The organism is Acinetobacter schindleri CIP 107287 (assembly GCF_000368625.1).
Classification (GTDB): domain Bacteria; phylum Pseudomonadota; class Gammaproteobacteria; order Pseudomonadales; family Moraxellaceae; genus Acinetobacter; species Acinetobacter schindleri.
This window is the reverse complement of the sequence record NZ_KB849575.1, coordinates 222,606-244,213: the sequence shown is the minus strand read 5'-3', so window position 1 is coordinate 244,213 and position 21,608 is coordinate 222,606. Positions and strand designations below refer to the sequence as shown.

Sequence of the window (21,608 nt, the reverse complement as noted above, 5' to 3'; positions counted from 1 at the left end):
TCAAGATGATTTATTTCAATTCCTTTTCTGCTGCCTCAATACGGGCAAATTCTTCTTCCGGTGTGCCTGCCACCAGATGATGACGGCTATACAACAGGAAGTAGAGAATCAGTACGACATAAATCGCAGCTGCCATTAACCAGACTTTTGGATCGACCAGGAAGCCAGCGACCACTGCAATGGCTGCAAGCACTAAAGCAATCGATGCCGTGACAATACCGCCCGGCGCTTGATAAGGACGTGCCAGATTTGGTCGAGATACTTTGAGTTTGATATAAGACATCATCATCAAGACATAGGAAATCGTCGCGCCAAAAACGGCCATAAGGATCAGCAGATCACCTTCACCTGAAAGTGACAGCAGAAAGCCCATAATCCCCGGAATAATGATGGCCAAATAAGGTGCATGATTGTTGTTGGTCAAAGACAATTTTTTCGGTAAATAACCGGCACGTGACAGTGCAAAAATCTGACGGGAATAGGCATAAATAATCGAGAAAAAACTCGCGATCAGACCCGCCAGCCCGACAAAATTCACAAAACTGGCCATCCAGGTATTAGACCCATAGACTGCAACCAAGGCATCGACTAGTGGCGCACCAGAATCTTTAAGGGCATTTGCACCAGCAGCACCTGGACCCAGAAGTAAAATACTGAGAGCAAAAAATGCCAGAATCAGCATGGAACCAATCAGACCTCGCGGTAAGGATTTTGCCGGATCTTTGGCTTCTTCTGCCGCTAATGGTACGCCTTCAACAGCAAGGAAGAACCAGATTGAATAAGGCACGGCCGCCCAGATACCGAGATAACCCAATGGCAGGAAAGTGCTGGCACCCGCCGCTTCAGTACTGACCGCAATATCAAACAGGTTTGCACTATTAAAATGCGGCAACATGCCGAAGATGAATACCATCAAAGCTACCGCAGCAATTGCGGTAATCACGAACATGATTTTAAGTGCTTCACCAGCACCTTTCAGATGCAAGCCTATAAAGATCAGATAGCTGACCAGATAAATAATCCAGCCACCAATGCCAAATAAAGCTTCGCAATAGGCACCAATGAAACAGGCAATGGCTGCCGGTGCAATCGCATATTCAATCAGGATCGCGCTACCTGTCAGATAGCCACCAAAGGGACCAAAAGCAGTCCGGGCAAAACTATAACCCCCTCCAGCAGTCGGCAGCATGGTCGACATTTCCGACATGGCCAGACACATGCATAAATACATCAATGCCACCACAACAGTGGCAATAAACATCCCGCCCCAACCCGCCTGAGCCAAACCAAAATTCCAGCCGGCAAAGTCACCGGAAATCACATAGGCCACCCCTAAACCCACAAGCAGCAGCCAGCCTACGGCACCTTTTTTCAGCTGTCGCAGGGCAAAATAATCTTCTTGTACTGTTGTTTCGGTGACGCCGGTATCGATGACACTTTTTGACTCTGACATAGCAACCTCTTTGTTTTTATCTTTGTTCCCTGAGGATATGCATAAGCCGTACCAGTTCATCCATTGTCCAGGGAAAGCAAACTGAATCGCTGCCCTATCGGTACGAAATGCGCTATAATCATCCACCTCCTATTTATACACTCGATTTTTATGGCGTATCGTCAACAAAGTGTATCGCTTGATCTTGACACTGACGTCACACATCAATGTGCGTTACACCACACCCGCGATCAGCATCTGATTGGAATTATTGAATTCAGCAAGCCAAGCTTTTTGCTGCGCTGGCAGGATTTGGAATATTTCCGTCGTCGTACCGAAGAAATGTCGGTGATGCCATTCCCGGACTGCGTGAATGCAATGATCATTGATGTGCGTAATGTCGCAGCCTGGCTCGACAATGACGTACCCATCATTCCATGGCGCTTACTGGAAGAAGAATGTCCGGTACGTCTGGTCGTGCCTGCGGAACGCATCGAACATTATGCCGGTTTCTTTGAACCGACGTGGCTGACCTCTGATGTAGAGACAGCGATCCAGGAAATCCGGGACTTTATGGATATGTTTGTCCATTAAGAGATACAAAGTAAAAAACCTCCGACATGGAGGTTTTTTTGTGTTTAAAGAAAATAAAAGTCTCCCTTTACTAAAGGGGGATTTAGGGGGATTCTGATTTCAGGAAATATTTTTTAACTTAATCCCTTCCCTTGCGCAGCGATACTGTTCACCCCGAAGAACGAGAGAGAATAATGCTTACCAATAATTCTCGACTGCAATATTTCCTTCACCACGACGGTTCATGGTCAAGCCACGTGCTTTTAATGCTTCTTTGGTATCTTCAACCATATCCGGATTACCGCAGAGCATGACATGGCTGGTTTCAGGATTAAGCTGCATAGCTGCGGCTTTTTCCAGTTCACCATTTGCAATCAGAACCGGTAAACGGTCATGCAATGCTGCTTCAGGATCACGGGTAATAATTGGAATAAATTTAAAACCGCTATGTCCTTCACCAAAGCTTTCTGCAATTTCCTGAATACGCTCTACATAAGCCAGTTCAGCTTGCGTACGCACGCTATAGACCAGATTAATTTGCTTATAGTTATTCCAGGTTTCAAAGTCTTGCAGCATGGATAAAAATGGCGCCAAACCTGTACCTGTTCCCAGTAACCATAAATCTTGTGGTAATGGCAGCTGGTAACGTGCCAGGGTCAGATAGCCATAAGGAATCTTTTCCAGGTAAAGTTCATCACCCACTTTAAGATGTTGTAAATTTGAAGTAAATTTACCTTCAGGCACCACGATTGAGAAAAATTCCAGGGTTTCATCGAAAGGTGAAGACACCACTGAATATGCCCGGACAACGAGTTCATCTCCTATCTTCAAGCCAATACGCGCAAACTGCCCTGCAGTAAACTTGAAGTGTGCAGGTCTGGTCATGGTGAAACTAAACAGCGTATCGGTCCAACGGTGTACAGATAAAACCTTTTCTAAGCTAAATTTTTCAATAGACATGATTCAAACGTGGCATCAAAGACTATGCTCATGGTAGCATGACAGCATAATTTATTAATATTTTTTAAATGTTAAGGCTCTATTCATGCGCATGACTCTACGCCAGTTGGCTGTTTTTGTAGCAGTTGCTCAAGAAGGTACCGTCACCAAAGCCAGTGATGCAGTCAAACTCACCCAAAGTGCGGCGAGTATGGCTTTAGCAGATTTAGAAGATGGTCTTGGCGCACCTTTATTCGACCGTCTAGGCAAGCGTTTACAGCTGAATGATTTAGGTCGTTTTCTTCTCCCGCAAGCACTGGAAATTCTTGGTCGCTGTGAAGCTTTTGAACAAGCTGCTAAAGGTGAACTGCAAAGCATTGACCTGCGTCTCGGTGCGACCCTGACCATTTCCGACTATCTGATGCCAGACCTAATGGCGGATTTTTTAAAAATCCAGCCACAGGCACACTTGCAACTTCAGGTGGGTAATACTCGCCAGATGATTGAAGCTGTGAACCAGTTCCAGCTGGATTTAGCTTTAATTGAAGGTTCTTGTCACTTACCACAGCTGCAATGCATCCATTGGCGTGATGATGAACTCGCAGTGTGCTGTGCTCCGGATCATCCACTTGCTCAGTTAAACCGTCCACTGACTGCTGAAGACTTTAAATCTGTAGAATGGATTCTTCGTGAAGAAGGTTCAGGTACGCGCGAAGTCTTTGACAATGCTATTCTGCAAGATGTTCCAGATGCTAATATCCGTCTGACACTCGGTCATAACGAGGCAATTCTGAAGATAGTTGCAGGTGGCATAGGTATGTCCTGTATTTCTAAACTGGCAATTGAACCTTTACGTGAAAAAGGTCAGTTGGTGATTCTTGATACACCCTTCTGGTCTCTAACCCGTCCATTATTTATGCTGGTACACCGTCAGAAGTATCAAGGTCCAGGTTTAAAAGCTTTTATGAAATTCTGTGAAGCCTAAATTTCTGTTCAAATTAAAAAAGCGCCTTAAGGCGCTTTTTTAAGAATGGGACAAATATCTTATTAAAAACTGAAGACTGACCTAAATTTCTCCAAATATCATGAATCCAAGCGCTGATACAAAAGCCAGCCAGAGTGTAGGACTAAAGAAAATACTGTTACGTACTGGAACAGCCACCATGGCAGGTGCTAGAGATGGCAGTACGACTACTTCAGAAACAAGTTCCTGTTGGGGTTTAATATCTAGACGCACCATATTTTCCAGTTGAATCTTATTTTGTTCTTCAATGATTCTGAATTTAAGCCGCTCCCCAACTTGAGGCATTATCTCAGGTGAAGGTAATTGCTGTAACTGGAAACCTAACTCCTGTGCCGTGTTTGCCAGTTCAATGCTTCCAGTCCCGCTTAGGGAGTCATAGGTTTTAACTCTTCCATCTGTAAACATGATATATGTCCCTGAATCATCATAGATGGGTATTTTAAGTGGAAGGCTATAAGATATATTGTGAGCTTTAGTAGGTATTTTATTGTTTTAGCAACATCGCACAGCATTTAAGTTAAAAAACTCGTTATAAAATTACATTAAATAAAAAATCAAATAAAAAGAGGCTCTAAAGCCCCTTTTCAGTTTAAATGGAAAGTAAAAATTTAACGTTTTAAGCTAGACAATAATTCAGTGGTAATTGAAGTATTTACCGCGACAGCCTTGGCTTTTTTCGCTTTCTTGGACTTATCAGCTACGCGTTCAATTTTAATAGCTTTGTACTTATCACCATTTTGAATCACGTTAAACTTTACCCGCTCATTACGCTTCGGCTCACCTGAGTCTGCAGGAAAATCCGAAATATGGAAAAATACATCACCTTCTGGAGATGAAATAAAACCAAAGCCCTTCTCTGCATTGTATTGTTTGACTTTGCCTTGATATTGTTCAGAACTCATTTACGTACCCTAATCTGACCATTATATTGTTCAGTATATAAAAAAGAGGCTATAAAAGCCCCTTTCCTGTTCATCTTCAAAAATCAGTCTTTTTGAACCGAACCAAAAATTTTGTCGCCCGCATCGCCCAGACCTGGAACGATGTAACCATTTTCGTTCAAGCCATCGTCCACCGCAGCCGTAAAGATCACCACGTCTGGATGTGCTGCTTCAACACGTTTAATACCTTCTGGTGCAGCAACCAGTACCATCACACGAATGTCTTTACAGCCGCTTGCTTTCAGCACATCAATTGCAGCCACCAGAGAAGAACCCGTCGCCAGCATTGGATCAATGATCATCGCAATACGGTTTTGTACATCTGGTACCAGTTTTTTATAGTAAGTCCGTGCTTCTAAAGTTTCTTCATCACGCTCAAGACCCAGTACAGATACTTTAGCGCTTGGAATCAGGTTCAGAAAACCATCCAGCATACCAATGCCGGCGCGTAGAATTGGCACAACGGTAATTTTCTTACCAGCGATACGGTCTACAGTGACTGAGCCGTTCCAACCGTCAATTTCATGCTCAACAACAGGAAGATCCTTGGTCGCTTCATAAGTCAAGAGCATGGTCACTTCTTGAGCCAGCTCACGGAAGTTCTTGGTACTGATGTCTGCACGACGAAGTAAACCGAGTTTATGTCGGATTAAAGGATGACGGATTTCATGGATAGCCACGGGAGAACACCTAAAAGGTTAAAGATAAATTGCTGCTTATTATAAAGCGATTTTCGTTTTTATATAAATAAAAAAGCCCCCTATCGAGGAGGCTTTTTTTGTAATAACGTTCTAATCTTTCGATTAATTAGTTATAACCGCTTTGCACCAGAGTGAAAATGAACTGTTGAAGCTCAGGTGAGATTGCAAAGAAAGCAAGCTTAGAGAATGCAATCATTGGATCTGGATAAACACCCAGGATCAATACCAGTGCAGCCACTGCCAGCACCATAATACCACCCACTTTTTGACCCCAGTGATTTACAGCGTCAAGACGAGGCGTTTCTGGTGGAGTCATGTACATTACCACCATTACACGCAGGTAGTAATACAGACCAATACCTGAACCCAGGATGACCATTGCAGCAAGGAACCAAGACTCGCCTGCTACCGCAGTTTTTATAACCAGGAACTTACCAATAAAGCCCGCTGTTAATGGAATACCAGCAAGAGACAGCATCATCACCGTTAATACAGCAGTCAATACTGGACGGCGCCAGAACAGACCACGGTACTCAGCCAAACTACCTGCTTCATCGGTGTTGTTGTACGGACTAGACATCAGAGTTACTACACCGAATGCACCGATTGTCGTCAACACATAAGTGATGATATACACATTCACGCTTTCAAATGTCGCGAAGCCCTGGATTTGCAGGAAGTCGGAGTTACGTGCAGAAACGATGGCAACCAGTACATAACCGAAGTGAGCAATTGAAGAGTATGCAAGGATACGTTTCAGGTTCACCTGTTTCACTGCCAGCAAGTTACCAGCAAGAATCGAAAGCACTGCAAGGATCGTAATGATAGTGACGAAGCTGTCTGCCAGGATTAAACCTGAAGACAATACATAACGTACAAACAGACCCAACATTGCCACTTTCGCAACAGTCGCAAGGAAAGTTGCAACCGGTGATGGAGCACCTGCATATACGTCTGGTGTCCATTTGTGGAATGGTGCAAGCGATAATTTGAATGCCACAGTAAAGACAATTAGCGCAAGACCGATTACCACAGCTGGCTGACTAAATGCAGAGAACATTTTGCCTGGTTCAGCAGTGAAGTTCAGTGTACCTGTGTACGCATAGATGTAAGCCATACCCATCAGCAGCATTGCAGATGCAGTTGCTGACAATACCAAGTATTTCACACCCGCTTCAAGCGACTGAGAACGTTGATGTGTATACGCCAACAGGCCGTAAACCGGAATCGACATTAACTCAAGGCTGATGAAGAATGAAGCATAGTGCGTGCTTGCCACCATCAACATTGCACCTGCAACCGAACACAACATCAAGATGTAGAGTTCTTCGCGGTTGTCTTTATAGGTTTCAATGTATGCATGTGACAGTGTGCTACACGCAAGTGCAGCAATCAAGATCACAAACTGGTACAGCATCGTAAACGGATCTACAATGAACAGGTTCATCACGTTGGCAGGTGCAAATTTACCCGCCAACAGGACGAAGATCATATATAACGCAGCCAGGTTTAAACCAATAACTGTCGTCGTCGCAACCAGGTTATGGTTACGCTTAACTGCTGTCACCAGCATTGCAACGATCGCAGTCAACGCCACGATCATCACAGGTGCTAGGGGCATAAGCTCAGAAAAAGACATTGTGAAGTTCATGGCTTATTGGATCTCCACATTTTCAGCTGAAACGGCAGCTTGCTGCACAGCATCAGCTGCTTCAGACACAGGAATGTAGCTATTTGCTAACCACGCCATGCTTGAGTTTGAAATATCAAGGAAGCTTTGTGGATATAGACCAAGCCATAACAGACCAAACGCACAGATCAACAGAATTACCACTTCACGCGCATTTAAATCTTTCAGCGGATTCGTGTAATGCTGTTTTTGCTCTTCGTTTGGCGTACCAAACAGTGACTTGTGAATCATGATCAGACCGTACAGACCAGCAAACACCAAGCTGATTGCAGCAAGGATTGTATAAGTCGGATATTGACCGAATGCACCCATCAGGATCAGGAATTCACCGATGAAGTTACCTAAACCAGGAATACCCACCAACGCTGCTACGAAGAACATCAGGAAGAATGCCAAGTATGGGAACTGACCGCGCATCCCCCCCATCAGACGCATGTCACGTGTATGAACACGCTCATACACCTGACCACACATAATGAACAATGCCGCAGATGACAGGCCGTGAGCTAGCATCATGATCATCAGACCTTGGAAAGTCAGTACGTTACCTGCATAAAGTGCAAGTAGAACGAAGCCCATGTGTGAAATAGATGTGTACGCTAACAGACGTTTCATGTCGGTTTGCTGGAATGCACACCATGCACCGTAGAAAATACCAATCAGACCCAGAATGATCGCAATGTCTGCAAACTGAGCCGAAGCTGCCGGGAAGAACGGCATAACGAAACGCAGTAAACCGTACGCAGCAGTTTTAATCAGGATACCTGCAAGGTCAACAGAACCCGCTGTTGGTGCCTGAGCATGCGCATCTGGTAACCAGCCGTGCAGTGGGAAAACTGGAAGTTTGACTGCAAAACCGATGAACATACAGATCATGAAGGCATAAGCCAATGCTGGAACTTGCGTATCCAGTGTATTCGCAACACCCAACAGGAAGTTGTAGTCAAAACGGATTTCGCCAGTCATTGAGTAACCAGCAACCACCAGACCCAGGATACCAATCAGCATCACCAGACCAGCAACCTGTGTGTAGATGAAGAACTTGGTTGCAGCATATACACGTGACTTGCCTTCTGCCCCTTTATGCCCCCAAAGCGCAATCAGGAAGTAGATCGGTACCAGCATCATCTCCCAGAAGAAGAAGAACAGGAACAGGTCAATTGCCAGGAACACACCAATTACGCCACCCAAAGACCATAAAAGGTTTAAGTGGAAGAAACCAACGTTTTTCTGAATCTCACCCCATGAACAGCCGACTGCCAATACACCAAGCAGTGCAGTCAAGCCAACCATCAGTAAAGATAAACCATCCACCGCTAGGTGAATATTAATGCCCAGGGTTTGAATCCAAGGCAATTTGAACTCAGCAGCCCACGAAGGTGTAGCACCGCCTAATTCATAAACATAAGTACCGTTTTGCCAGAGAACCACGGTTAACACCAGGGTTACCAGCATCCCGATTAACGCGATATAACGCGGTAGAGACTGGTCGAGCTTGTCGACCAACCAGCATACAAAACCTGCAATGAACGGAATGAGGATCAGAGCCGGCAAAATCATGTTGTTTGGAGCTTCCATTTTATTTCCCCACTACCTGAATCACGAGCAAGATCATCAGTAGGACAACGACACCGAGCCCCATACTAGATGCATATTCACGCAGTGAACCAGTTTGACGTGAGCTGGTAAAGCTGTGACCACCTTTTACAAGTGCAGGCAGTACTAACCACAAGCCATCAATTGGATCACGACCGAACAATTTCGCGAAGAATAAATAAGGCTTCACAAAGATCAGGTCATACAGTGCATCAAAACCAAGTGCATTGCGGCAAATGTTCGCAAGACCAGCACCCAGTGAAGTTTTAGCAAACGATTTCACTGCATTATAAGCAAAGGCAAATAATACTACGCCTAGCGCAAGACCTGCCAGTGCAATACCTACCGCAATATATTCTGCAGTATGCATGCCATGCTCAAGTGCTTCAGGAATATTAAACGCAGGAACTTTAGCTGAATTCAGGATGCTTTCTACAGGTGCTTTTAATGCTGCACCCACGAAAGTAGAAAGAACCGCAAGAATCGCCAATGGACCCCAGTAAGTCACACCCTTGATTTCGTGATAAGGGGTATTTTCTTTACCGAAGAATACAACCCAGATCAGACGGAAGGTATAGATTGAAGTCAGGAATGCCCCTGCAACACCTACCCAGTACAGTGAGTTATATACTGCAACTGATTGACCTTGTACCCATACCGCACCCAGGATGGCATCTTTCGAGAAGAAGCCCACAGTGATGAATGGAATTGCAGCCAATGCACCGCCACCAATCGCGAAACAAGCAAACAGGAATTTGTTCTTGTAGAACAGACCGCCCATCTTGAAGATATTTTGTTCGTGGTGGTAAGCCAGAATCACTGCACCAGAAGACAAGAATAATAATGCCTTGAAGAATGCGTGAGTCAGCATATGGAACAGACCTGCCTGATACGCTTCAGCACCAACAGCCATAAACATATAGCCCAACTGACTCATGGTTGAGTAAGCAAGGATACGTTTGATGTCTGTTTGAACCAGCGCAGCAAAACCAGCTACAAGTAATGTCACCGCACCAGTAATCGAAATGAACATCATCACTTCAGGCGCAAGTTCAAATACTGTGAACAGACGGCAGCACAGGTAAACACCCGCTGTAACCATCGTTGCAGCGTGGATCAGGGCAGATACTGGCGTAGGACCAGCCATCGCATCTGCCAACCATGTTTGTAACGGGATCTGTGCAGATTTACCTGCAGCACCCAGGAACAACATTAATGCAGTCCAGATGGTCAGTGATGAGCTTTGAGTCATCACAGTCGCAGCATTTTCGACGATGTACTGAGTATTCAGCGTACCAAATTGCTGGAAGATCAGGAACATTGCGATCAGCAGGAATACGTCACCGACACGAGTAACAGTAAATGCTTTGATTGCAGCTAAACCGTTTTTCGGGTTCTCGTAGTAGTAACCGATCAACAGGTAAGAACACAGACCTACGCCTTCCCAGCCCAGGAACAATAATGCTAGGTTATCGCCTAGAACCAACAGCAACATGCTCGCAACGAACAGGTTGAAGTAAGAGAAGAAACGTGCGAAGTCTTCTTCACCGCGCATGTACCATGATGCAAAGATATGGATCAAGAAACCAACGCCAGTCACCATACCAAGCATTAACAGAGATAGACCGTCTAAATGCAGACTGATGCCAGGAGCAAAACTGCCTACATTGAACCAGGTCCAAAGATGCTGAACTTGAGCAACGGAACCGTTAGCCGTAAAGTCCATACCCGCGATCAGTGCAAATAATGCAGACAGACCTACGGCACCCACACCAATAATGGCTGCAACAGATTCAGGAAGCTTGTTACGCCCTGCCGCTAAAAGGACAAAACCAATGAGCGGAAATAAAATTGTTAGATATAAATAACTCATCCGCGCATCTCACTAGCAGCATCCACATCCAGATGATGGAAGCGATGATAGAACTGAAGGACGATCGCAAGACCAATACACGCCTCTGCCGCAGCCAGCGTCAGAATAAAGATGAACATGATCTGACCATCTGGCTGTGCCCAGGCACTGCCCGCCAGGACAAACGCTAAAGCAGCAGCGTTCATCATGATTTCAAGGCTCATTAGAATGAATAGCAGGTTGCGTCGCACCATTACACCGTAAAAACCCAGTGCAAAAAGAATGGATGCAACGATCAAACCATGCTCTAAAGGGATGTTGCCCATTATTTATTGTCCTCTTCTGCACCTGGTTCACGTTTGCCAAGATGGTAAGCAGCAACAAGTGCGCCTAACAGTAACATCGCAGCAACTTCTACCAATAGTAAGTACTGTGTAAAGAGCGTTTGACCAACTGCTTTAGGGCCAACAATTTCCGCACCCATCACCAGAGATGGCTGAGCGTAATCTGAGTTCAGCACCCAAACCAAGATCAGACCGATCAGGAAGCTCATGAGTGCCGGGTAAGCCCAGGCACTTGAAGTTAACCACTTACGCTCCTGCTCAATGGTTTGTTCACCCAGGTTCAGCATCATGACCACGAATACGAACAAGACCATGATCGCACCAGCATAAACGATGATCTCAAGAGCACCGGCAAACGGCGCTCCCACGATCATGAACATGCCTGCAACTGCAAGAAGTGAAACAATCAGACTTAACAAAGCATGTACCGGGTTCGCGTTAGTCACTACACGAACCGTAGAGACGATGGCCACAAGCGCCATCAGATAAAACGGCCACATCATGGTAATAGACTCCGTACATCAACAGGCGCACTTTCACGCTGTGCTTGACCTTTCTCTTTACCAGTTACAGCCATACCTGTTACGCGGTAGAAGTTATAGTCAGGATATTTACCAGGACCAGAAATCAGTAAGTGTTCTTTTTCATAGACTAAGTCTTGACGAACATATTCACCGAGTTCGAAATCAGGTGTCATTTGAATTGCAGTGGTTGGACATGCTTCTTCACACATACCGCAGAAAATGCAGCGTGAGAAGTTGATGCGGAAAAATTCCGGATACCAGCGGCCATCTTCTTTTTCTGCTTTTTGCAGAGAGATACAGCCTACCGGACAGGCAACCGCACACAGGTTACATGCAACACAACGCTCTTCGCCATCTGGGTCACGCGTCAATACAATACGGCCACGGAAACGTGGTGGCACGATTTCCTCGGCTGGTACTTCTGGGTACAAGATGGTGTCACGTTTGCGCGTTGCATGGCTGAACACCATGAACAACGAACGAACGATTGACCCGAATCCAGCTAGAAATTTAAACATTTTGTTCTCCCTGCTGTCTTAGGCCTGATTCATCAGAATCACAGCACCAGTCACCAAAAGGTTAACCAACGCCAATGGCAAGCAAATTTTCCAACCAAAGTTCATCACCTGGTCATAACGTGGACGCATTAATGAACCACGTGCCAGTACGAACATCATTACAAAGAATGCTGTTTTGATAATGAACCAGAATGCTGGTGGAATGAATGAAATTTCCAGGTTGAAAGGCGCTAACCAGCCACCGAAGAATAAGGTTACGATCAATGCAGAGATCAGTACGACGTTGACATATTCCGCAACGAAGAACATACCCCATTTCATACCGCCATATTCCACATGGTAACCTTCAGCCAATTCCTGTTCTGCTTCTGGTTGGTCAAATGGATGACGGTGAGTCACCGCCACACCTGCAACCACGAAGATCAGGAAGCCAAGGAACTGAGGAATCACAAACCATACATCGCGTTGTGCTTCTACAATTTCACGCATGTTGAATGAACCAGCAATTGCCACTACACCCATCAACGAGATGCCCAGAAACACTTCATAAGAAATAGTCTGAGCTGCAGAACGTAAACCACCTAAAAGCGCGTATTTGTTATTCGATGACCAGCCACCGAACAGTACTGCATAAACTGCAATACCTGCCATTGCCATGAAGAACAACAGGCCGATGCTCATGTCTGCAACACCCAGGTAAGGTGAAACAGGAATAACCATGAACGACAGCACAGCAGTTGCCATCGCCACTGCAGGCGCCATACGGAAAGTCAGCTTGTCAGCAAATTTTGGTGTCCAGTCTTCCTTGAACATGATTTTCAGCATGTCGGCAACGATCTGGAACATACCACCTGGACCTACACGGTTAGGACCGTAACGGTCCTGCCACAAGCCCAGTAAACGACGTTCAATGAATGACATCAACGCTGCGATCAGTACCACAACCAGCAAGATCACGATCGCTTGAATGACTGAATAGGCAATTGGCCAGTTTTCAGCCCACAGCGGCGTCTGACGGATCAATTCTTGTTCCATGAATTATACTCCTACCGCGACTGAAACAGGCTCTGCAAGAGATACCGTCGGTGCTAGACCAATTGGGTAACCAATATAACCTGTAGGTAAATATTCAATCACTTGTACAGGAAGAACGATTGAAGTCTCGCCTGCTTTCACAGTGATCTTCTGACCGTCTTGCAGGTTCAAGCGTGTAGCATCCTGTTCGCCCACTGCAAATACTGCATCCGGAATACGTGATTCCATTGCTGGTGTTTTGATCGTGAATTCGCCAGAGGCAAAGATGTGATGCATCGGTACCAGACGGAAGCTTTCAGCGTTCACAAGCACAGGTGCTGGTGCAACGAAAGTACGCGCTGGACGTTTCGGTAACAGGTCGAACAGACGGATACCAGAATCACCACCTTTCAGATGACCACCCACTTTATCCTGGAATTTGTTCCAGGCTTGTGGAGAGTTCCAGCCCGCTGACCATGCAAATGGCACAAGTGGAGATGGAGTCTGGTCACCCACATAACCTTCCATCGAGAAGGTTAACGCAGTGTCTTGGTCAGTCGGCTGTTTCGGCTCGTGTACAGAAAGCGGTGCACGCATTGCAGTACGGCCAGAGTAACGACGTGGTTCACGTGCAACTTTCAGACCATGAACACGGAAGCCCGCGTCTGGAGCAACGTCTTGAATCGCTTCAAGTGCAGGAACATTTTTCGCTACTGCATCAATCACGTCATCAAGTACAGTCCAGGAAATTGACTGACCTTTCACACCAGTTTCAATGGCATGCAACCAGCGCCAAGATTCTTTGATGGCCAGTTCAGGATTGTAATAGCTTGGGTCATACACTTGGTAGAAACGCTGTGCACGGCCTTCTTGCGAGACTACAGTACCGTCACCTTCAGCAAACGATGCAGCAGAAAGTACGATATTGGCTTTCTTCACTGTCTCAGTTTCAGAATGATCAAGCACGATCACTTCTTTACCTGCCAGTGCAGCATCTACCTGAGCGGTTGGTAAACGACGGTAAAGGTCGTTTTCAACAATCACCACAGTGTCGTAATCTTGAGCGAATGCTTGCTCAAGACTGTGACCACCGAAGATTGCCAGACCCATTGAGTTCACTTCAGGAACAGTCAAAGTCAGACCAGCATTATCAAGGTTCTGTGCAACCTGTGCAGCAGCTTCCATAATCGCAGCGTCTTGCAAGCTAGTACCAGAAACAATCAGTGGTTTCTTCGCAGCTTTCAGCGTATCTGCAATCGTTTGTGCAAATGCTTTGGCATCGTCATCCAAACCAAGGATGCTTTCGCCTTTCACACCTGCCGCAATGGCAAAACCTAAACGCGCGATGTCATTTGGAGATGCAACCACTTCACCTGTTGCTACGTCAGCTAGACGTGTTTGTGTTGCTGCCAAAATGTAAATCGGAGATTTTGCATCTTGCGCAATACGTTGAACAGGCTCAGCCAGCCAGTCTGGTGTACGGCGCTCTGCCGCCATTTCTTTGCCTTTATTTTTCGCAGCTTGGCGAACAGATAAAGCCATGCGTGGCGCAGTTTGAGTCAGATCTTCACCCAGAATCAGAACAGCATCGTAACTTTCGATTTCACGCATGTTCGGGTTGTAAACACCCTCGGTTTGCATGATTGAAGCAGCCAGTTCAACCAGGTTTTGCTCTTTTTGAGACATACCAGTTGAGTAGTTGTCCTGACCAACTAACTCGCGTAATGCATAGTTGGTTTCAAGTGACGCACGTGGAGAGCCGATACCCAGAACTTTTTTGCCTTGGATATTTGCAATCACAGTATCCAGTGCAGTATCAACTGAAATAGTTTCTACGTTGTTACCTGTACGGAACTGTGGCTGACGTGGACGATCTTCACGGTTTACGTAACCTGTACCGAAACGACCTTTGTCGCACAGGAAGTACTGGTTAACATCACCATTGAAACGGTTTTCTACACGACGCAATTCACCATAACGCTCACCCGGAGAGATGTTACAACCTGAAGAACAGCCATGACATACGCTAGGCGCATACTGCATGTCCCATTTACGGTTATAGCGTGCTGAGTGAGTCTTATCGGTGAATACACCAGTCGGACATACTTCAGTCAGGTTACCCGAGAATTCAGATTCCAAAGTCCCTGATTCTGGACGGCCGAAGTACACACGTGATGCATTGGCATATACGCCAAAGTCGGTACCGCCAGCATAATCTTTGTAGTAACGCACACAACGGTAACATGCGATACAACGGTTCATCTCGTGCGCAATAAACGAACCAAGTTCCTGGTTGTAATGCGTACGCTTGGTGAAACGGTAGCGACGACGGTCATGCTGTGTCATTACTGTCATATCTTGCAGGTGACAGTGACCACCCTCTTCACAGACTGGACAGTCGTGCGGGTGGTTGGTCATCAAGAATTCAACAATCGAAGCACGAAAATCTTTTGCTTCTTTGTCTTCAATCGAGATATAGGTATTGTCAGACGCAGGCGTCATACATGACATGACCAAACGGCCACGCGTATCTTCTGGATTCGCGTACTGGGTCACAGCACATTGACGGCAAGAGCCGACAGAACCTAAGGATGGATGCCAACAAAAGTATGGGATGTCGATGCCCAGACTCAAACATGCTTGTAGCAAGTTCTCTGAGCCGTTGACTTCATACGATTTTCCATCGACATGAATTGTAGCCATAGTCGAATTCCTTAAGCTTGTTCTACGTTGCTGGTTTGAGCTGCGGCATTCACCACTTTTGCTTCAAACTCGCCACGGAAATGTTTGAGTGCGCCCATTAACGGTTCCATCGCACCTGGTGCGTGAGCACAGAAAGTTTTACCAATCCAAAGCTTACGGGTAAGCTCTTGTAAGTGATCGATATCTTCTTTCTTACCTGTACCATCTTCTAGTGCTTTAAGCGCTTTCACCGCCCAAGGTAAGCCATCACGGCAAGGCGTACAGAAACCACATGATTCGCGTGCAAAGAATTCTTCTAGGTTACGTGTCGCTGAAACCATACATTGGGTTTCATCTACCACCATCAATAAGCAAGTTCCTAAACGCGAACCTGCCTTCATGATGCTTTCCGCATCCATAGGAAGATCAATATGCTCGGCAGCCAGGAAGTCAGTTGATGCACCGCCCGGTAACCATGCTTTCAGTTTCAAACCGTCGCGCATACCACCCGCATGGTCTTCAATCACTTCACGTGCTGTCGTACCAAATGGAAGCTCCCATAAACCCGGGAATTTCACCTTACCTGAAGCACCATAAATTTTGGTACCTGGATCTTTCGACTTACCCGCAGACAAGTTGATATACCATTCAGGACCACGCAGCATGATTGCCGGTAAGTTGTTGTAGGTCTCTACGTTGTTGACAATCGTAGGGCGACCCCAAGCACCTGCAACCTGCGGGAATGGTGGTTTAGTACGCGGATTGGCACGGCGACCTTCAAGCGAGTTAATCAATGCGGTTTCTTCACCACAGATATAACGGCCTGCACCGGTATGCACGTGTAATTCGAAGCTCCAGCCTGAATCCAGGATGTTGTCACCCAGGTAACCTTTGGCACGAACTTGCTCAAGTGCTTCATTTAAGTACTGAGCAGCTTCGATGTATTCACCACGGATGAAGATATAACCATGGGTTGCTTCAAGCGTATAACCTGCAATCAACATACCTTCAATCAGCTGGTGTGGAAGATCTTCCATCAACAGACGGTCTTTGAAAGTACCTGGTTCCATCTCATCGGCATTACAAATCAGGTAACGAGGACCTGAATTGTCATTTGGCGCCATCAAAGACCACTTGATACCTGCCGGGAAGCCTGCACCACCGCGACCCTTAACAGTCGCTGCTTTAATGATTTCAAGCACATCTTTAGGCGGCATGGTGAGCGCTTTCTTAAAGCCTGCATAACCTTCTAAAGCTTCGTAGTCATCCACACTACGAACATTGGCTTGTTTGCTCAAACGCCAGGTCAATGGATGCGTTTCTGGATTACCGTCGCCATAAATTGGTTTTGGTTCAGTATTCATACATACTTCTCCAATAACTGTTTAATTGAGGTCACTTCAACCAGACCATGAGTATCTTCATCAATCATCAGGGTTGGACCTTTGTCACAGTTACCTAAGCAGCAGATTGGTAGCAAAGTAAAACGACCATCAGCGGTTGTTTGACCAAACGAAATCCCCAATTCACGCTGGAAAGCTTCTGCTAAAGTTTCCGCACCCATCAAGAAGCACGCGATCGAATCACATAACAAAATCACGTGACGGCCTACCGGCTGACGGTAAATACGGTTATAGAAAGTCGCAACACCTTCAAGGTCGGCAAGGCTCATGCTCAGCATCTGCGCGATGGCATTCATCTGTGCATCGTCTACCCAGCCATTGCGACGCTGTACACACTTCAGCGCATCTAGGCACGCTGCACGTGGGTACGGATAGTGACCAATGTGATGTTCAATCTCGTGGATTTCGTCAGCTGTCAAAATCCCTTCAACATTCACACGTGGCTTTTTATCAGTCAAAATCATCATAAAGCGTTTACCCCTTAGCGATCCACGTCAGCCATTACGACGTCAATTGTCGCTAAATAAATGATTAAGTCAGACATCAGACTGCCGTTAATCACGGAAGGCATTTGCTGCAAGTGGGTGAAGGTCGGTGTACGGATACGGGTACGGTAACTCATGGTTGACTTGTCTGAAGTCAAGTAGTAGTTCGATGCACCTTTTACCACTTCCGCCATTACAGATGCTTCACCTGCAGGCATTACAGGACCCCATGACACGCTCAGGAAGTGCGTAATCAAGGTTTCAATATCTTGTAAAGTCTTGTCTTTTGGTGGTGGAACAGCCAGTGGGTGATCCGCTTTGTATGCACCAGACGGCATATTGTCCAGACATTGCTTGATGATTTTCAGCGATTGTTCAATTTCACGATAGTGAACGATCACACGTGCATAGGCATCGCCTTCGTACTCCACCGGCACTTCGAAATCGTAGTTTTCATAACCACTGTATGGACGGTATTTACGTACGTCAAAGTCGATACCTGTTGCACGCAAACCAGTACCTGTTACGCCCCAAGCCAATGCAGATTTTGCATCGTATTGCGCAACGTTACGGGTACGGCCTTCAAATACTGAGTTTTTTAGTGCTGCAGTGTGGTATTCCTTCAAACGTTTTGGCATCCAATCCAGGATTTCACGGATCAGGTGCTGCCAGTTGTTTGGAAGGTCATGCGCAGTCCCGCCGATACGGAACCATGCTGGATGCATACGGTAACCAGTGATCGCTTCAATCGCGTCATAGATCTTTTGACGGTCGGCGAACATATAGAATACTGGCGTCATACCACCGGCATCCTGAATCGCAGTACCGATATACAGCAAGTGGTTATTGATACGGAACAGTTCCGACATCATGACACGGATACATTGCGCACGCTCAGGCACAGTAATGCCCGCCATTTGCTCTACACCCATCACGTATGGCATGTTCTGCGCACAACCACCAAGGTAGTCGACACGGTCTGTATACGGAATGAATGAATGCCAGGTTTGACGTTCAGCCATCTTTTCCACACCACGGTGGTGATAGCCAATATCTGGTACGCAGTCTTTAATTTCTTCACCGTCCATCTGCAAAATCACACGGAATGCACCATGCGCAGACGGGTGGTTAGGACCCAGGTTCAGGAACATGAAGTCTTCATCGGCTGTGCCGCGTTTCATGCCCCAGTCTTCAGGAACGAAACGAAGATGTTCCTGTTCGTAGTCCTGCTTCGCCTGGTTCTGACGGTACGGGGTATATTCAGTCGCACGTGCAGAATATTCTTTACGAAGTGGATGACCTTCCCAGTAAGTTGGCAACAGGATACGACGGAGCATTGGATGCCCTTCGAAGTTGATGCCAAACATATCGTAGGCTTCACGTTCGTACCAGTTGGCATTTGGCCAGATGTTGGTTGCAGTCGGGATATTGAGATCGCTCTCACTCAATGCAACTTTAATACGGATGTCCGTATTACGCTCTAGCGACAACAGGTGATAGAACACGGTGAAGTCAGACGCAGGTAAACCGTCGCGGTGCGTACGCAGACGCTCATCTACCGCTGACAGGTCGAACAACATCACGTATGGACGTGACACTGTACGCAAGAACATTAAAACGTCTTGTACACGTGCGCGCTCAACCCAAACCGTCGGGAAATCCTCGAAAGTTGTTTGCACATAGAAGTTCTCACCAAACTTGGTTTTGAGCTCTTCTACAATTGCAAATGCAGGGCGGGAATCAACAGATGTTGATTCTGGCATAGCAATGTCAGTTTCAGCCATTGGCTTGGCTTCCTATTTAATACAAATTCAGTCAACCTAAACGACAACTACACCCAAGTCGGGTGCATAAAGAAATTTGTCGCTTAAATTATTTAATTTCATCCATTGAGCGCAGATTTTTCACAGCAATACGCTGATCTTTCTTACGGTCACGTTCTGGCATCATCTTTGGCTTATACACTGGCTGAAGATCATCACCAATCACCGCAGAAAGCGGACGACGCTCAAGTTGAATCTGGTCTTGCAATAGCATGAGTGCTTGAATCAATGCTTCAGGACGTGGCGGGCAACCTGGAATGTACACATCCACCGGAATAATTTTATCCACGCCTTGTACAACTGAATAAATGTCGTACATACCACCTGAGTTGGCACATGCACCCATTGAAATAACCCATTTCGGTTCAAGCATCTGTTCATACAGACGTTGAATCACCGGAGCCATTTTCACGAAGCAGGTACCTGCAACAATCATCAAATCCGCCTGACGCGGTGAAGCACGAATAACTTCGGCACCGAAACGTGACAAGTCATGCACGCCGGTTAAGGTCGTTGCATACTCTACGTAGCAGCAAGATGTACCAAAGTTGAACGGCCAAACTGAGTTCTTACGACCCCAGTTTACTGCAGTGTGCAGCACATCTTCTAAGCGAGTCATGAATACGTTTTTATTCACTTCTTCTTGTAGTAACGGATCGTCGACAACAATACGTTCCTGAAGTGGATATTGATCAGCATCCGGATTCGCACGGGTTAGAGTGTATTTCATCCCGGGTTACTCCTTATCAGATAATGGAGCCGGTGAACCTTTCACACGACCAGATGATTGAGCTGGAATTTGACCAGTCGGGTCTATAACCAATTCTTCAATTGAGTTGAAGCGAGTGATTTCTGCGATATCCATGTTTGGCGAACCAATCTTAGTTTTAACTCCTGTCGCCTTACGTTTGTCTGAAGGTGCCCAGTTAAGTGCGCCGGTGGATAATTCGTAAATCAAACCGACAAGTAAAACTAAAATAAAGATAGCTGCAGTTGCAAAACCAATCCAACCCACTTCACGAACAGAAACTGCCCATGCATATAGATAAAGTGCTTCTAAATCGAATACGACGAAGAAGATTGCAACTAAATAGAATTTTGCAGACAAGCGGATACGAGCTCCACCTGCGCTGACTACGCCTGACTCAAACTGCTCCTGCTTGGCACGGCCCCATGATTTACCCCCGAGGAGTAATGGGACAGTAAGCATAAAGACGCATAAAAATGTAACGCCGATCACGAAGGCAATAATTGCCCATTCGTATGGAGTAATGGCACTCATGCGGGGATAACTCCTGGCAGGCCTATGTATTAACAAAGAATGTATGTATTGGCCTTCAAATACACCAAACACAAAATTAATCCCGCCAATTGTACCTGATTTTGGATTTCACTTGCTAGCTTATAAGCCTTAGTCTTTTGGATGATTTTTTGGACGAATACCCGATTTTTCTAGGTTCTATCGCCCATGTTGCGAAATAATCGCTTTAATAAATCAAAAACAATAAATTCATTATTTTTTCCAAAATCAGTTTAATTGTTTTAATGGCTGATTCTACTGAAACATAATTACTGCCTGTGAATTGTGTACTTTTTGCAACCACTTGCATCTGCAACTTCATCCCTTTATCTCTTTGTGTTATTCCTATAAACAGCATAAAAATGAACAAGAAGGATTGAATATATGAGTTTAAAGTTCACCCATAAACCTGATTATTTTCTCTATGCCCAGCTATTTGTTCGACATCTTGAAAACTATATTGTGAAGCATCCTGAGGAAAATGCTCCTAATTTCAACTTGCAGGATATTTATGATCTATTTGGCAAGGATTTCGCTTCTGCCTCGACAAATTTAGAAGGCATTTTAAATATTGCTGATGAATATCGCGTGGAAACTCTGCATGGCGACCAAAAACTGATTCAAGGCTATAACATCGATGGAAAGTACAATAACCTTCTGGTGAATCTGAATTCGGAAGCGGCCAAAAGTTTACGCGAAGGTAAACCGATCATTGAGCCCGATGCTGAAATCCACGAATAAAGCGAATTAAAAAACCTGAGTGCTTT

21 protein-coding genes are annotated in these 21,608 nt (G+C 45.8%); 3 read left to right on the top strand and 18 right to left on the bottom strand.

The window, feature by feature from the left end:
* Positions 1-10 precede the first annotated feature (10 nt).
* Positions 11-1,453: an ethanolamine permease gene (gene eat, locus F955_RS04315; protein ID WP_004891712.1), complete on the bottom strand. Its 1,443-nt coding sequence runs from the start codon at positions 1,451-1,453 to the stop codon at positions 11-13.
* A gap of 150 nt (positions 1,454-1,603) precedes the next feature.
* Between eat and F955_RS04310 the strand changes: the two genes are divergently transcribed.
* On the top strand, positions 1,604-2,026 hold the full coding sequence (locus F955_RS04310) for a hypothetical protein (RefSeq protein ID WP_004814711.1): 423 nt from the start codon (positions 1,604-1,606) through the stop codon (positions 2,024-2,026).
* A gap of 177 nt (positions 2,027-2,203) precedes the next feature.
* Here F955_RS04310 and F955_RS04305 read toward each other — a convergent pair whose 3' ends face one another.
* Entirely contained in the window at positions 2,204-2,965 is a 762-nt protein-coding gene (locus F955_RS04305; protein WP_004814709.1) for a ferredoxin--NADP reductase, read from the bottom strand.
* An 85-nt stretch (positions 2,966-3,050) separates the two neighbouring features.
* Here F955_RS04305 and gigC point away from each other — a divergent pair, with 85 nt between their 5' ends.
* A complete protein-coding gene (gene gigC / locus F955_RS04300; RefSeq protein WP_004814707.1) occupies positions 3,051-3,929 on the top strand; it encodes a LysR family transcriptional regulator GigC in 879 nt (292 codons plus the stop codon).
* A gap of 81 nt (positions 3,930-4,010) precedes the next feature.
* Here gigC and F955_RS04295 read toward each other — a convergent pair whose 3' ends face one another.
* The 16 genes from F955_RS04295 to F955_RS04220 form a co-directional block, all read right to left on the bottom strand.
* Complete coding sequence (locus F955_RS04295; protein WP_004814705.1) at positions 4,011-4,373, bottom strand: hypothetical protein; 363 nt, start codon at positions 4,371-4,373, stop codon at positions 4,011-4,013.
* Positions 4,374-4,576: 203 nt separating this feature from the next.
* Positions 4,577-4,870: a cold shock domain-containing protein gene (locus F955_RS04290; RefSeq protein WP_004814703.1), complete on the bottom strand. Its 294-nt coding sequence runs from the start codon at positions 4,868-4,870 to the stop codon at positions 4,577-4,579.
* Positions 4,871-4,953: 83 nt separating this feature from the next.
* Complete coding sequence (gene upp / locus F955_RS04285; protein ID WP_004814701.1) at positions 4,954-5,589, bottom strand: uracil phosphoribosyltransferase; 636 nt, start codon at positions 5,587-5,589, stop codon at positions 4,954-4,956.
* A 127-nt stretch (positions 5,590-5,716) separates the two neighbouring features.
* Entirely contained in the window at positions 5,717-7,261 is a 1,545-nt protein-coding gene (gene nuoN / locus F955_RS04280) for an NADH-quinone oxidoreductase subunit NuoN (protein ID WP_004814699.1), read from the bottom strand.
* 3 nt (positions 7,262-7,264) lie between these two features.
* Positions 7,265-8,878: an NADH-quinone oxidoreductase subunit M gene (gene nuoM / locus F955_RS04275; protein WP_004814697.1), complete on the bottom strand. Its 1,614-nt coding sequence runs from the start codon at positions 8,876-8,878 to the stop codon at positions 7,265-7,267.
* Between the two features lies 1 nt (position 8,879).
* The gene (gene nuoL / locus F955_RS04270) at positions 8,880-10,769 is read right to left on the bottom strand and encodes an NADH-quinone oxidoreductase subunit L (RefSeq protein WP_004814695.1); all 1,890 of its coding nucleotides are present in this window, start codon (positions 10,767-10,769) and stop codon (positions 8,880-8,882) included.
* The gene (gene nuoK, locus F955_RS04265; protein WP_004814693.1) at positions 10,766-11,074 is read right to left on the bottom strand and encodes an NADH-quinone oxidoreductase subunit NuoK; all 309 of its coding nucleotides are present in this window, start codon (positions 11,072-11,074) and stop codon (positions 10,766-10,768) included. The genes nuoL and nuoK overlap by 4 nt, the downstream gene beginning before the upstream one ends.
* Positions 11,074-11,592 (bottom strand): NADH-quinone oxidoreductase subunit J, encoded by a 519-nt coding sequence (nuoJ, locus tag F955_RS04260; RefSeq protein ID WP_171058617.1) that lies wholly within the window; start codon positions 11,590-11,592, stop codon positions 11,074-11,076. The genes nuoK and nuoJ overlap by 1 nt, the downstream gene beginning before the upstream one ends.
* Positions 11,592-12,134 carry an NADH-quinone oxidoreductase subunit NuoI gene (gene nuoI / locus F955_RS04255; RefSeq protein ID WP_004814689.1) on the bottom strand — a complete coding sequence of 181 codons (543 nt, stop codon included), beginning with the start codon at positions 12,132-12,134 and terminating at the stop codon, positions 11,592-11,594. The genes nuoJ and nuoI overlap by 1 nt, the downstream gene beginning before the upstream one ends.
* An 18-nt stretch (positions 12,135-12,152) precedes the next feature.
* The gene (gene nuoH / locus F955_RS04250; RefSeq protein WP_004814686.1) at positions 12,153-13,169 is read right to left on the bottom strand and encodes an NADH-quinone oxidoreductase subunit NuoH; all 1,017 of its coding nucleotides are present in this window, start codon (positions 13,167-13,169) and stop codon (positions 12,153-12,155) included.
* A 3-nt stretch (positions 13,170-13,172) separates the two neighbouring features.
* Entirely contained in the window at positions 13,173-15,851 is a 2,679-nt protein-coding gene (gene nuoG, locus F955_RS04245) for an NADH-quinone oxidoreductase subunit NuoG (RefSeq protein WP_004891706.1), read from the bottom strand.
* Positions 15,852-15,862: 11 nt separating this feature from the next.
* The gene (nuoF, locus tag F955_RS04240; RefSeq protein ID WP_004814681.1) at positions 15,863-17,194 is read right to left on the bottom strand and encodes an NADH-quinone oxidoreductase subunit NuoF; all 1,332 of its coding nucleotides are present in this window, start codon (positions 17,192-17,194) and stop codon (positions 15,863-15,865) included.
* Complete coding sequence (gene nuoE, locus F955_RS04235) at positions 17,191-17,700, bottom strand: NADH-quinone oxidoreductase subunit NuoE (protein WP_004814680.1); 510 nt, start codon at positions 17,698-17,700, stop codon at positions 17,191-17,193. The genes nuoF and nuoE overlap by 4 nt, the downstream gene beginning before the upstream one ends.
* A 14-nt stretch (positions 17,701-17,714) precedes the next feature.
* On the bottom strand, positions 17,715-19,502 hold the full coding sequence (nuoC, locus tag F955_RS04230) for an NADH-quinone oxidoreductase subunit C/D (RefSeq protein WP_004891702.1): 1,788 nt from the start codon (positions 19,500-19,502) through the stop codon (positions 17,715-17,717).
* A gap of 88 nt (positions 19,503-19,590) precedes the next feature.
* Complete coding sequence (locus tag F955_RS04225; protein ID WP_004814676.1) at positions 19,591-20,271, bottom strand: NuoB/complex I 20 kDa subunit family protein; 681 nt, start codon at positions 20,269-20,271, stop codon at positions 19,591-19,593.
* A 6-nt stretch (positions 20,272-20,277) separates the two neighbouring features.
* Positions 20,278-20,823: an NADH-quinone oxidoreductase subunit A gene (locus tag F955_RS04220; protein WP_004814675.1), complete on the bottom strand. Its 546-nt coding sequence runs from the start codon at positions 20,821-20,823 to the stop codon at positions 20,278-20,280.
* A 402-nt stretch (positions 20,824-21,225) separates the two neighbouring features.
* On the opposite strand from F955_RS04220, the gene F955_RS04215 reads away from it, so the two are divergent.
* A complete protein-coding gene (locus F955_RS04215; RefSeq protein ID WP_004891698.1) occupies positions 21,226-21,582 on the top strand; it encodes a hypothetical protein in 357 nt (118 codons plus the stop codon).
* Positions 21,583-21,608: the final 26 nt, after the last annotated feature.